Source organism: Pseudalkalibacillus sp. R45 (assembly GCF_052246725.1).
Lineage (GTDB): Bacteria > Bacillota > Bacilli > Bacillales > Fictibacillaceae > Pseudalkalibacillus.
Window position 1 is genome coordinate 219623 of record NZ_JBQQCL010000005.1, and the last position, 13718, is coordinate 233340.

The 13718-nt window shown below is 40.7% G+C and carries 13 protein-coding genes and 2 tRNA genes; all 15 read right to left on the reverse strand.

Features of this window, described 5'->3' with window-relative positions; all coding sequences use genetic code 11:
* Positions 1–96: 96 nt before the first annotated feature.
* Positions 97–1392 (reverse strand): trigger factor, encoded by a 1296-nt coding sequence (tig, locus tag ACTWQL_RS11820; RefSeq protein ID WP_443142643.1) that lies wholly within the window; start codon positions 1390–1392, stop codon positions 97–99.
* A gap of 98 nt (positions 1393–1490) precedes the next feature.
* Positions 1491–2549: a hypothetical protein gene (locus ACTWQL_RS11825; protein WP_443142644.1), complete on the reverse strand. Its 1059-nt coding sequence runs from the start codon at positions 2547–2549 to the stop codon at positions 1491–1493.
* A 337-nt stretch (positions 2550–2886) separates the two neighbouring features.
* Positions 2887–2963 (reverse strand) — tRNA-Arg (locus tag ACTWQL_RS11830).
* Between the two features lie 6 nt (positions 2964–2969).
* A complete protein-coding gene (locus ACTWQL_RS11835; protein WP_443142645.1) occupies positions 2970–3104 on the reverse strand; it encodes a hypothetical protein in 135 nt (44 codons plus the stop codon).
* 16 nt (positions 3105–3120) lie between these two features.
* A tRNA-Gly gene (locus ACTWQL_RS11840) sits at positions 3121–3194 on the reverse strand.
* Between the two features lie 81 nt (positions 3195–3275).
* Entirely contained in the window at positions 3276–3791 is a 516-nt protein-coding gene (locus ACTWQL_RS11845; RefSeq protein WP_443142646.1) for a metallophosphoesterase family protein, read from the reverse strand.
* A gap of 23 nt (positions 3792–3814) precedes the next feature.
* Positions 3815–4408, reverse strand: coding sequence for an XTP/dITP diphosphatase (locus ACTWQL_RS11850; RefSeq protein WP_443142647.1), 594 nt, complete (start codon positions 4406–4408; stop codon positions 3815–3817).
* Positions 4409–4417: 9 nt separating this feature from the next.
* On the reverse strand, positions 4418–5161 hold the full coding sequence (gene rph / locus ACTWQL_RS11855; protein ID WP_443142648.1) for a ribonuclease PH: 744 nt from the start codon (positions 5159–5161) through the stop codon (positions 4418–4420).
* Between the two features lie 242 nt (positions 5162–5403).
* Positions 5404–6489, reverse strand: a complete 1086-nt coding sequence (locus ACTWQL_RS11860) for a GerMN domain-containing protein (protein ID WP_443142649.1) — start codon at positions 6487–6489, stop codon at positions 5404–5406.
* Positions 6490–6774: 285 nt separating this feature from the next.
* The gene (gene racE, locus ACTWQL_RS11865; RefSeq protein ID WP_443142650.1) at positions 6775–7569 is read right to left on the reverse strand and encodes a glutamate racemase; all 795 of its coding nucleotides are present in this window, start codon (positions 7567–7569) and stop codon (positions 6775–6777) included.
* 27 nt (positions 7570–7596) lie between these two features.
* Positions 7597–8013: a MarR family winged helix-turn-helix transcriptional regulator gene (locus ACTWQL_RS11870; protein WP_261133314.1), complete on the reverse strand. Its 417-nt coding sequence runs from the start codon at positions 8011–8013 to the stop codon at positions 7597–7599.
* Between the two features lie 330 nt (positions 8014–8343).
* A complete protein-coding gene (ptsP, locus tag ACTWQL_RS11875; protein ID WP_443142651.1) occupies positions 8344–10062 on the reverse strand; it encodes a phosphoenolpyruvate--protein phosphotransferase in 1719 nt (572 codons plus the stop codon).
* Positions 10062–10328, reverse strand: a complete 267-nt coding sequence (locus ACTWQL_RS11880; RefSeq protein WP_443142652.1) for a phosphocarrier protein HPr — start codon at positions 10326–10328, stop codon at positions 10062–10064. The genes ptsP and ACTWQL_RS11880 overlap by 1 nt, the downstream gene beginning before the upstream one ends.
* 15 nt (positions 10329–10343) lie before the next feature.
* On the reverse strand, positions 10344–12419 hold the full coding sequence (gene ptsG, locus ACTWQL_RS11885; protein WP_443142653.1) for a glucose-specific PTS transporter subunit IIBC: 2076 nt from the start codon (positions 12417–12419) through the stop codon (positions 10344–10346).
* A 188-nt stretch (positions 12420–12607) separates the two neighbouring features.
* Positions 12608–13447 (reverse strand): glucose PTS transporter transcription antiterminator GlcT, encoded by an 840-nt coding sequence (gene glcT, locus ACTWQL_RS11890; protein ID WP_443142654.1) that lies wholly within the window; start codon positions 13445–13447, stop codon positions 12608–12610.
* Positions 13448–13718 lie beyond the last annotated feature (271 nt).

Genomic DNA, 13718 nt, shown 5'->3' on the forward strand with positions numbered 1-13718 from the left:
GTTACTTACACACAATGATTCTCGATGCTGAATAGAGTCATTTTTGTATAAAACAAGGCACGAAAATTCGCGCCTTGTTTTATAACTTACTTTATATTATGCAACAGTCTTGCTATTCTCTACAAGAAAATCGATTGCTTTACGAACCTTCAAATCACCCTTCAACAGGTCAGGTCCACCTTGCATAGCTAGCATTTGCTTCATCTTATCAACTTCCATTTGGTACATTTCAGCCATTTTCTTGATTTCTTCTTCAACTTCTTCTTCAGATACTTCGAAGTTCTCAGCTTCTGCGATCGCTTCAAGAGTCAAGTTTGTGCGAACACGCTTTTCAGCGTCTTCTTTCATTTGTTCTTTCAATTGATCTTCAGAAGTTCCTGAGAACTGGTAGTACATATCAAGGTTCATACCTTGCATTTGTAGACGTTGGTCAAATTCCTTCATCATACGGTCAAGTTCAGAATTAACCATTGCTTCTGGTACATCAATTTCTGCGTTATCAGACGCTTTTTGAACAAGTTGATCTTTCATTTCATTTTCAGCTTGAGTTGTTTTATCATTTTGAAGACGCTCTTTGATTTGGGTTTTCAACTCATCAAGAGTCTCAACTTCTTCATTTGCATCCTTAGCGAATTCATCGTCAAGCTCAGGAAGTTCCAACTGCTTGATTTCATGGAGTTTAACTTTGAATGTTGCTGCTTTTCCAGCAAGCTCTTCAGCATGGTATTCTTCAGGGAATGTTACTTCGACATCCTTTTCAACTCCAGCTTCTTCACCTTCTAGCTGCTCTTCGAATCCTGGAATGAATGAACCAGAACCGATTTCAAGAGAATAATTCTCAGCAGTTCCACCTTCGAATGCCTCACCGTCAACATATCCTGCAAAGTCGATAACGACAGTATCGCCTTTTTCAACTTTACCGTCTTCTTTAACTGTCAGTTCAGCATGCTTCTTTTGAAGAGCTGTCAATTCTTCTTGTACATCTTCATCTGTCACTTCTGTGTCCTGCTTTTCAACTTCAAGGCCTTTGTATTCGCCAAGTTTAACTTCAGGTTTTACAGTAACAGTCGCTTTGAAAACAAGGTTTTTACCTTTTTCCATTTGCTCGATGTCAACATCAGGTTGGTCAACAGGGTCGATTCCTGTTTCTTCTACTGCTTGGCTGTAAGCACTAGGAAGCAGTATATCTAGAGCGTCCTGATAAAGTGCTTCTACCCCGAAACGCTTTTCAAACATTGAACGTGGTACTTTCCCCTTACGGAAGCCTGGTACGTTCACCTTTTTAACGACCTTCTTGAACGCCTGATCCAATGCTTCATTTACACGTTCAGCATCGACATCAATGGTCAATACACCTTGATTACCTTCTTGCTTTTCCCATTTTACACTCATGACTATAATTCCCTCCAACATTTATCTTCTTATAACTTCATTAACGTACGAATGAGTTTGCAACCACTACATTATAACACATGAACATTGGTTTTCAACTAGTTCGGCTGGTCATCCTGCAGACCGACTTCTTTCATCGATAGACGTTCGATTTCCAAGATCTTTTCAACCACATCATCAAGTAATTCTTCATCCAATGAAAAAGCAACCTGCAGTTCGTCTCCATCATAATCCATACCATTCAACCTATGTGCAACTTCAAGAACCGCTACTGCCCATAATTGTTCATTAAGAGGTTCGGGCTGAAACGGATAGATCATGAACAAGTAATGATCCCAAATTTGCACAGCCATTTCTAGCAAGGACGGATTCTGTTGTTCAAGTTGATGCTCAATGATCGTCTTTACGAGTCGGTAAAATTGTCCTTCCGGTATATCATGTAGTTGATCGGGACTAACACTCATCGTCTTGCCGAATTTATGTATACGGATTGTTTCTGATGCGTCCCCATCTTTCAACATCTGTAAGACGATGGTCTTTAACGATGGATTGGCATCGGGATATGTAAGAAAATTCTTCAACTCGTGGCGGACAGTCGGTTGATCTGGCTTTTCTATGGATTGGACAGCTTGCCATTGTTTTTTCGAGTCCGAAGACTTTAATTGTTCTGAAAGATGATCAAGTTCCTGATCGGAGAATTTCGTTTCAAAAACAAAGTCATCACTCGGTTCTTCCTCTGCCATCTTTCGGCTGAAATATAAAAGTTGGTAGAAATTTTCGGCCATTTGCGGCGGCAAGCTTTGTTCTTGTATGACAGCTTCGAGAATTTCTACGACTTCTTCATAATCACCTAATTGGATGAGGATCGATATGTAAATTTGAAGGACATCATAATACTCACCGATGTCTTTTTTGAGAATCTCGTCACATTTTTCCTTTGCCTCTCTTAGGTCACCTAACTCAACCAGGCTCAAGACTACTCCTACGTTGCCTTGTGGGTGATCAGGATCCATTTCGATCAGCTGGCGGAAAAAATTCAGCGATTCTTTATATTTCTTTTGTTTAAGGGCTGACATTCCCTTGTTCACAAGCTTTGCAGTAAGGTTTGGGAAGTAAACGATTTTACTGTCACGCGGCCCTTTATGGTCTTTTTCCAAAACAATCTCCCCGCTTTTTATCAATCGTTTAAAGCAAGTTTAGCAGTTTAACTTCCTAAAAACAAATGTTTACATATTAATTCTATATTACAGTTATTTTTGCTGTTTTATTCAAAGGAGTACCGGACTAGGGGGTTTCATATGTAGCGTTATGGTGCAGCTTTTACCTGTTTTTTGCGCTCGAAGTGTCTTATGAAGCATTCATACGGACACTCAGGTCCAATTTTTCACGCTTAAGTGGTTTTATGAAGCTTTTTAAAGTCAATTCTCTATTCGTTTTATGGTAAAAAAACGCTCCCCAGCTTTAAGCAAAGGAAGCGTTAGTATGTATTAAGTATGGCGTCCCAGGAGCGATTCGAACGCCCGACCGACAGCTTAGAAGGCTGTTGCTCTATCCTGCTGAGCTACTGGGACATGATATCAAGAAGCACATTCATTTTTTGTCGTCCCGATTTCAGAATGTTTGACTAGATGTGGCTCAATCGGTACGCTGTTGTCATCACTGACGAAGCATACTCGACCGTGCTGAGCTACTGGGACATAATGTAGAGACATGATATTAAGGTGTAAATGGAGCGGGTGATGGGAATCGAACCCACGACCAGAGCTTGGAAGGCTCTTGTTTTACCACTAAACTACACCCGCATCAATCAGCGACAATAATTAATATATCGAATTCCGATTGAAATGTCAATGGTTTTCTTTCTGATCGTGGGCTCATTTCCACTAGAGTTCATATTCTGTTGATAAATCGGTCAATTCATCACCATCATATTCAAAGAATCGTACTCTGATATGACTGCGGTCTTTGCACTCGCAAATTGCATACGTCCGTTCGCGACGATTTCTTGGTAAACGAAGGCTGCCAGGGTTCACAAAAACCATTCCATTTTGCTCGAATGATTCTGCAACATGGGAGTGGCCGAAGAACACTAGATCCGCTCCTTGTTCCTCAGCTTTATAAGCCAAATTCATATAGGACATTTTTACATTGTATAAATGTCCATGGGTAACGAATAAGCGAAATCCTTGTTCTTCAATAAGGGTTTCATTAGGAAATTCATCATGCCCTAAATCCATATTCCCCTGGACATTGTAAAAAGGTTTAAGCCCCTCATCATCTGACGGTAGTTCAGAGTCTCCGCAATGAACCATGACATCGACCTGGTTTTTATGCAGTTCGACAACTTCTTTCAGTTCTTTGGTAAGACCATGGCTATCACTAACGAGTAGAACGTTCATTGTGAGGTCCTCCTTTTATGATTTCAAAAGATTTCAGACCAAGTGTTTCGTAATTCACGCAGTGCATTTGCACGGTGACTGATTTTGTTCTTTTCCTCAGGGGTCATTTCAGCTAATGTCTTTTCTTTTGAAGGAACATAGAAGATTGGATCATAGCCGAATCCATCCGTGCCCCTTCTCTCGTTCAGAATGAGTCCTTCACATTTTCCTTCGACACTACTCGTTCCTTTCCCCGGTTGGGCCACTGCTAAAACACATACGAATCGGGCGTTACGTTCTTTTTCTGAGACAGACTCCAATTCAACGAGTACTTTTTCGATATTGGCTTCATCATTCTTTTCTTCACCTGCATATCGTGCCGAAAAGATTCCTGGCCGTCCATCGAGTGCGTCAATGACCAACCCGGAGTCATCGGCAATGACTGGCGTACGAAGTTTTTTTGCGATTGTTTCTGCTTTGATGCTTGCGTTTTCTTTAAAACTAGACCCTGTCTCCTCAATCTCTTCATGAAAATCCAAATCTCTCAGAGAAACTACACTGATTCCAAACTCTTCGAACATTTTGCGGAATTCCTTGACCTTCCCCTCGTTATGGGAAGCGATGATGATTTTATCCATTTCAATCACCTACTTATCTACGATCAAAAGGTGGGTATCCCCTAATGCAGCCTTTTGATGTTCGATGAGTTCTGTAATTCCTTTATCCGCTAATTCAAGCATCGTTTGTAACTGATTATAAGAGAACGTAGCCTCTTCACCTGTACCCTGGAGCTCTACAAATTCTTTTCCACTAGTCATGATTACGTTCATATCTACATGTGCTTTTGAGTCCTCTTCATAGCAGAGGTCCAAAATTTCTCCGGAATCTGGTACGACCCCAACAGATGTAGCTGCTAAAAATTCGTTTATCGGCATTTTTTTTATGACATCCTGCTCAATGAGTTTGTTGAAAGCCATCGTCATTGCTACAAATGCTCCAGTGATACTTGCCGTACGTGTTCCACCATCCGCCTGGATCACATCACAATCAATCCAGCAAGTGCGCTCTCCAATTTTATCAAGGTCAACAACCGATCGCAGTGCACGACCAATCAATCGTTGAATTTCCATCGTCCGTCCTGATACTTTCCCTTTACTTGATTCACGGATGTTCCGTTGCTCTGTCGCGCGAGGAAGCATTGAATATTCAGCTGCAATCCAACCTTTCCCTTGATTTCTCATAAAAGGCGGTACACGGTCCTCGATACTCGCTGTACAGATCACCTTCGTATCCCCAACAGAAATCAATACAGAACCTTCCGGGTGTTTAATATAATTCGTTTCGATATGTATTTTCCGTAACTGATCATTCGTTCTTCCATCTGTTCTCATTGATTATTCCTCCTCTTTGCATCACACTATTGATTAGTATGACCAAGTCAAATAACAAAGTATGCTTTTGGTCATTTTACACGACAAAAAAAGAAAACTTGGCAAATCCAAGCCTTAGCGCAGGCTGAGCTTAGTTGCCCTTATATTGAAGAAAGTATTTATACTTTCTTTAAATGAGAAAAAGGCGGCTGAACACCGCCCTGACTCTTTCTATCGTAACATAATTACATGATCTATTCATTTTAAAATTCTACAGTGTTTACATTGACAGGTCGTGACACAGGTTCTGTCAATAGTTTCCCATCCTCACGAACCACTTCACTTTTGCCATTTACTTTAACTTGTACCTTGTCAATTCCTGTAATTTCGGTCAACGACAATACGAGTGAGTTAAGCGTCGCATCAGATATTGCGGTATTCTTAGCTTCTCCTAATATCGCTTCATTGAAATTGAGTGTTACGACACCATCTTCTTCAACTGGTGCACTTACAAGTTCAACCTCATTCCTCATATCCGTCAACAGCCCGGATTGGAGGGATGGACCGCTCAATAATTCATCGACAGTCGCCTTTACGAGGTTTTCATTTGAATTCACCTTCCTTGTAACCGGAACATAATAGAATTGATCGTCACCATTTTGACTAATAAAATAAACTGTAACAGTCTTGCTGCCTGTGACATCGACAACCCCATTTGTTTCGATGTTGATACCATCTGCACGCGTCATGTTCTCACCGATCGGGGTTTGATTGACCGGCATCACTTTCTGATCTTCACCATTGATTTTGATTTTGACTGCGTGTACATTGTCAAACTGGGTGAGCGTATACGTCAATGATTGTAAGATTTTCATCTCATCTTCTGCTGCATATTCCTTGAACTCTTCAGAAAAATCGATTGTTGCTGTCCCCTGATCAATGTTCAACCCTAATACCTCAGTGCCTGCAGGTAAAACGGCTCTCATACCATTCGGAATGTAGTTTGACGCTTTTCCGTCATTCACTAAGTATTCCACCACTTGTTTAGCAGGGTCTTCCGCAATTGGCATGTTCATTGTTTGTGGAACGACCATCCCATTTTCATTGATTAAGTATACTTGCAATTGATGTGATTCTGTAGCACCTGCTGGCGCATCCTTCCCATCAGCCAATGCATCTGTGTCTTTATCGGTCTCCTCTAAAGACTCACCGTCATTCAGATAATTGACCTCCTGGGGCGGATCGATTTCATTATTTGTTTTTTCTGTTAACAAGCCACATCCAGACATAAGCAGCAATAGACCTGTTAAAAGAGAAACAAAGATCATTCTCCTCTGCTTCTTCCTCATTCCATTCCCTCCTACAATGGTTTGTACTACTATATATACGAGCCATCTGTGCAATTAGACCAACGTTCTGTAATTTTAGGGAAATGAAAGGTAAGGATATAAAAAGTAACCCTTTGAAAGAGTAACAAAGGCTACAGCTCGGCGATTACAATTTAGTTTCAGCGGGAACAAGTGAGTAAGGTTTATGAATTTAAACTAAGGCATCAGAAAATCCAAAAAACAACAATTATGTATAACTAACAAAGCTGAAAAATATGAAAAGCGGCACAAAATTACTGTGCCACTTTATAATTCGATATGCTCAATGTGTTTTACACTTTGATCAAACCACTCACTGCTCAATCGGTTGAAAATTTGACTCGACCCTGTTGTAAAAAAGCGATGCTCCGGAAGACCGCCGCCTGAGTATAGGCGGTTGCTATAATAAAGGATTGTACTTACTTCCCGAGCAGTTTCTGCTCCAGATGAAATGATCCGGACATTGGTTCCCATCACTTTTTCAATGATAGGGGCCAGGATCGGATAATGGGTACAACCGAGTATCAATGTATCAATAGGTAAATCGCTTAAAGGTGCAAGTCTTTCATAAACCACTTGTAAGGTTTCTCGGGTATCGATCATACCGCTCTCAACCAACGGCACGAATTCCGGACATGCAAGACTATGCACATTTACCTTACTATCAATGTTTTGCAAAGCTTTTACATAAGCCCGACTGTTGATTGTTCCTTCTGTACCGATAACACCTACTTCGCGATTCAACGTATTTTTTATAGCTGCTCTCGCTCCAGGATGGATGACCCCTACCACAGGGATCGGCAGTTTATGCTGAGCTTCTTCCAATACAGCCGCAGTAGCTGTATTACATGCAATCACGAGTAATTTAATGTCTCTTTCCAAAAAATAATGAATCATCTTCCACGTATAGGTTCGGACTTCTTCCAAAGGACGAGGACCGTACGGGCATAGTAATGTATCCCCGAGATAATAGATCCGTTCTTTGGGCAGCTGCCTCATCACTTCGCGGGCTACAGTCATCCCCCCGACACCAGAATCAATAATTCCTATAGGATTATTCAAATAAACCCCTCTTTTTCTCTGTTTAATCTAGTTGGTAGTTTGAGAATTCATTTTGTCATATAGGAGATGAAGGCTTTGATGAAGGCTTTCGATTTCGTCATCAGAAAAATGCTCCGTCAAATCTTTAAGATAATTCTGTCTCCGTTTAATGACCTCTTCTATTATTTCGTATCCTTTATCAAGTTTCTGTATGCGGACGACGCGACGATCTTTCGGATCACGTATTCTTTTGACTAGCCCGTTATTTTCCATTCGATCAATCAGATCAGTAGTCGTACTATATGCAAGATACATCTTGTTTGAAAGATCTCCGATTGTCATTTCATTTTGTTCAAACAACCATTGTAATGCTACAAATTGAGGCGGTGTAATAGAGAAATCATTCAATATTTCCCTGCCCTTTTGTTTTATATGTGCTGAAATCATTCTTAGTGCTTTTTCCATATCATTGATTTTTTCTTGTTTTACTTGCTCCAACTATGTAACCTCCTGACACAGACTGTTAGTTCTATTTTGCGCTGTTTAGTGGTTTTTTTCAACAACATTTCCCAATAATCAGAAATATTTTGTTCTTAAAGGTATTTCTCCAGCCTCGTTTTTCTGCTGGAGTGTCAAAAAGAAAGCCGGCATATCGCACAACTTTTCTCCTCTTGCAGCCCGAATATAACCGTTCCCCCACCGAAACCGTGCGAGACAAATTTCCCGATACAATTTAACCCAAAAAACAAATGACCCAAAAGGAGATTTCCGTCCTTGTGGGTCATTTAATTGCTTTTATTTCAAGAAATGCTGTTGTACATATTGCTTCACTGATTCGTCTGTATCAAGCTGCAGGATATCTTCCATATGAGTAGCAACTTCCTGTTTGCTCAATTTCAGAATCTGACTGCGTGCAGGGAGGATAGATGTGGCACTCATACTGAACTCATCGAGTCCTAATCCAAGCAGAATAGGAATCGCGATTTCATCTCCGGCCATTTCTCCACACATACCGGCCCATTTACCTTCTTTATGTGCAGCATCGATAACATTTTTAACAAGTCTTAAGATTGCTGGATTATACGGTTGATATAAATAAGAAACTTGTTCATTCATTCTGTCTGCTGCTAGCGTATATTGGATAAGATCATTGGTGCCGATACTGAAGAAATCGACTTCTTTGGCGAATACGTCCGCCATGACTGCAGTAGACGGAATCTCAACCATCATTCCGATTTCAATCGAATCAGATACTTCAACACCGTCTTGCTCAAGTTTTTCTTTTTCCTCTAAAAGGATTGCCTTTGCCTGACGGAATTCATCAAGCGTCGCAATCATCGGGAACATCACTTTCAAGTTCCCATAAGCACTTGCTCGCAGCAACGCTTTCAGTTGGGTTCTAAAAATCGTTTGTTGATCGAGACAGAGTCGGATCGCGCGATATCCTAAGAACGGATTTAATTCTTTCGGGAGATTCAGATAAGGTAATTCCTTATCGCCTCCAACATCCAATGTACGGATGACGACCGGCTTTCCTTCCATTTTAGAAAGAACATCCTTATACGCCTCGAATTGTTCTTCTTCAGTCGGTAGTTGATCACGATTCATGTATAGGAATTCAGTACGGTATAATCCGATTCCTTCTGCTCCATTATTCAATACACCAGTTAGATCCTTCGGGGTACCGATATTCGCTGCGAGTTCGACATGTTGATCATCGGCTGATTTCGTCGATTCATTGACCAACTTTGCCCATTCTTTCTTCTGTTCTTCATAACGAGCACGCTTTTGCTCGTACTCAGTTTTTTCGTCTTCCGACGGGTCGATGATAACGACTCCATCAATACCATCAATGATGACAGTCGTGCCGTTTTCAACAGATCCTGTGATTTCCTTAGTCCCCACGACAGATGGAATCTCCATTGAGCGGGCCATGATCGCAGAATGGGAAGTTCTTCCTCCAATATCTGTCGCAAATCCTTTGACGTAAGTTCTATTCAATTGAGCTGTATCTGAAGGCGTCAAGTCGTCAGCGATGATGATCACTTCTTCAGTAATCATGCTCGGTGTGTTGAATTCAACATCCATAAGATGAGCCAATACTCTTTTTCGAACGTCACGGATATCTGCAGCTCTTTCTTTCATATATTCATTGTCCATGTTTTCAAACATTGAAATGAACATACCTGAAACTTCATCCAAAGCACTTTCTGCATTGATTTTTTCGTCATTGATTTTACCAGTTACATTATCGATCAATTCAGGGTCTTGCAGGACAAGAAGATGGGCAGCAAATATTGCTGCCTTGTCTTCTCCTAGTTCTTTTTCAGCGTGGTCTTTGATGCCTTCAAGTTCTTTTTTGGATTGGTCGATTGCTTCCTTAAACCGTTCAACTTGTTCGGAAGGGTTCTCGATTGTGGTTTTCTCTACTTCAAGTGCTGGATTTTCAAGTTTGAAAACCTTAGCAACCGCAATACCTGCAGATGCGCCAATTCCCGTAATGCGTTGGCTCATTACTCAGCAAGTCCTTCTTGTTTTAATACATCTGTTAATGTAGAAAGCGCATCATCAGCATCGTTACCGTTTGCTTTGATTGTAATTTCAGAGCCTTGTTGAATTCCTAGTGACATAACACCCATGATCGATTTCAAGTTGACTGTTTTTCCTTTGTGCTCGAGCTCAATATCAGAACTGAATTGTCCTGCCTTATTCACCAATGTTGTCGCAGGTCGTGCGTGTATTCCTGATTCACTTGTTACTGTAAACGTTTTTTCTGCCATGTTTCCTCTTCCTTTCTACTTTTCAATTGAAATGATGTCGTTTTCGTTTAGATCAACTGATCCAGACTTCTCTATTTTTACTTTTTCTCCTTCTTGGAGATTTGTAAACACAATTGGGGTAATTGTTGATGCCGCATGTTCTGAAATGTAATCAAGATCCGCTTTCATCAATGTCTGGCCGCGCTTGACCTCGTCACCTTGCTCTACCATTATTTCGAAACCTTCACCTTTTAAGTTGACGGTATCAATTCCAAAATGAATTAAAATTTCACGTCCGCCAGCTGTTTCTAATCCAATAGCATGCTTAGTCGGGAATACATTGACCACTTTTCCATCGATTGGTGATACGACTGTTCCTTCTTCTGGTTTAATCGCAAAACCATCTCCCATCATCTTTCCTGAGAAGACTTGATCTGGAACTTCTGTAATTGGAAGAATTTCTCCCTTGATCGGTGATACAATCATTTCCTTCTCCTCCTCTAAATCGCTTTTCAAAGCATCAGGAGTAACATCTTCAATTTGTTCTTGAACCTCTTCATCTGTGTCAGTTTCAACCTTGCGTGGACGTTTTCCTTTCATGATATCTTGCATTTGAGATTTGATTGAATCGGACTTCGGACCGAAAATCGCTTGAATATTGTTTCCTACTTCAAGTACTCCTGATGCCCCTAATTTCTTCAATCTTGCTTTATCCACTTTCTTCACATCATTGACAGATACACGAAGTCGAGTGATACAAGCATCTAAGTGTGAAATGTTCTCTTGTCCACCAAGTCCTTCTAAAATGTTATAAGGCAACTCAGAAGTGCTGGATTGAGTCGTGTCTTCATCCTCATCCTCAACATCCTCGCGGCCAGGTGTCATCAGATTGAATTTACGAATCGCAAATCTGAATCCGAAATAATAGATAACTGCGAACACCAGCCCGACTGGGATCACGAGCCACCAGTTTGTTTGAGGATTGATGACTCCGAACAAGATGAAGTCGATGAGACCTCCTGAGAAAGTCATTCCGATTTTAACATCTAACAAATGCATTGTCATAAAGGATAATCCAGCAAAAATCGTATGGATTCCAAATAATACTGGTGCTACGAACAAGAATGAAAACTCGATCGGCTCTGTAATACCGGTCAAGAATGATGTTAAGGCTGCTGAAGCCATTATACCAGCAACAACCTTTTTACGCTCAGCTCGTGCTTCATGATAAATCGCAAGAGCAGCTGCAGGTAAACCGAACATCATGAATGGGAATTTACCTGTCATGAATGTTCCAGCAGTCAAGTTTTGCACACCATCTTTAATTTGTTCAAAGAAAATCCGTTGGTCTCCACGCACAAGATTACCCGCTTCGTTCGTATATGACCCGAATTCAAACCAGAACGGAGCATAAAAGATATGGTGCAGGCCGAATGGAATCAATGCACGTTCAATGACACCGAATACAAATGCCGAGAATGTGAGATTTGCATGGACCATATTCTCAGAAAATGCATTCAAGCCATCCTGTACCGGCGGCCAGATGAATGTCAAGATGACACCGAGAATAACGGCACTTGCCGCTGTCGCAATTGGTACAAATCGCTTCCCTGCAAAAAATCCTAAATAAGATGGTAAATCAATGTTATAAAACTTATTGTACATGTAGGCAGCTACAATACCAAGGATGATCCCACCAAAAACTCCAGTTTGCAAGGTAGGGATACCTAGTACTAGCGCAAATGCCGGGTCGGCGTTATCACCAGTTACATCAGCAATTTCAAGCCCCTGTATGACGCTCATCGTGGCATTCATAATCAAGAATCCGACAGTTGCAGCAAGTCCTGCTACACCGTCACCGCCAGCTAAACCTATGGCGACACCTACTGCAAAGAGTAATGCGAGGTTATCAAAAATGATCCCTCCGGCTCTTTCCATGACTGCGGCAATCATTTCGATCACAGCATTATCAAGGAAAGGTGCCATTTCCAATAAAGTTGGGTTTTGCAATGCATTACCAAACGCAAGTAAAAGACCTGCTGCTGGCAAAATTGCAACCGGTAGCATTAATGCTTTACCGACTTTTTGTAAAGTACCAAAAGCCTTTTGCATTTTTCCATACCTCCATTGTTATTGTGGTCACAATAGCTTAAGAATACGGTTACATAAAGAAAAAAAGACATGAGTAAAAAAGACCAAAATGCACCTAAGGTATATACTACCCCTAATTTGCGCATTTCAATAATCTTCTTTACTCATGCCTGATCGTATCAGTAACACGTAAAGTGTTTATTCTTATTCTATTGTGGTGAAAGCCTTTGCAAATGCATCGTCAAGTAGACCGCTTCTGCATCCGAAACGTTCTTGCCAATTTTCTGTTGCATGACTTTCATCAGCTTCCATGCTAAATTGTAGCATACTGGGTACTCTTCTTTCAATACATTTGCTAGTTTCTCCTGGTTACCAACTTGTTCCTCATGTTCGATGCGATCGATTCCATGCCTCAAATGCTGAATGAGCCGTAAATAATCAATACTCGAGCGATCAATTGAAATATCCAACTGTTGTTCGATAATATGAATCAACGTGTTGATCAGTTGAGAGTAACTGTTCAACTTAGAAACGGATCGATTAGTGGCTGCACTGTGAAGGTGAAGCGCAATGAATCCAATTTCTCCTTCTGGAAGATGAACTCCTGTCTCTTCTTCTATTAAACCAACCACATCTTTAGCAACCGCGTATTCTTTCGGGTAAAGCAGTTCTGTTTCTTTGGAGAAAGGATTGACGACATCAATTCCTTGCTTGATCCGTTTAATGGCAAAAGCGATGTGATCCGTCAAAGCGATATGTATATGTTCATTGAACTTGACTCCTAATTGATTCTCACTGTAAAAAATCACTTCATTCATGACCAGTATGAAGGATTCATCCACTTGAGACAGTAATTGTTTATACTGGTGCTGTTCTTCAACATCATTTAAGATATATAACTTGTCCACACTGGGACCATCGAGAATATCATCCGTTTTTTTAGAAAAACCGATTCCATTGCCGATCAATACAACTTCAAGATGATTGGAATCACGTGCAATGACAACGTTGTTGTTTAAAACTTTTAAAATTGTATACTGCTTATCCATGCACCGCCATCCCCTCATCAGTTTACATCGGAATCAAACGACAACATCATACCTAAACGTACATGCACCGTCAATAGTTATTATAACAGTCTCTCAATTTTGTTCTAGTCCATTTAATGGCAGCATTTAGCGCTTTATTGTTAGTGGCGGTTTTCAAAGGCTGTTTTTAAAGTTTGTGGCTATTGGATAATGTTTTGCATTGTTAAAAAATGTTAACAGGGGCTTGAGAGCGGTTGAAATATACGAGACCCCGCACTTTTTAAAAGGTCTT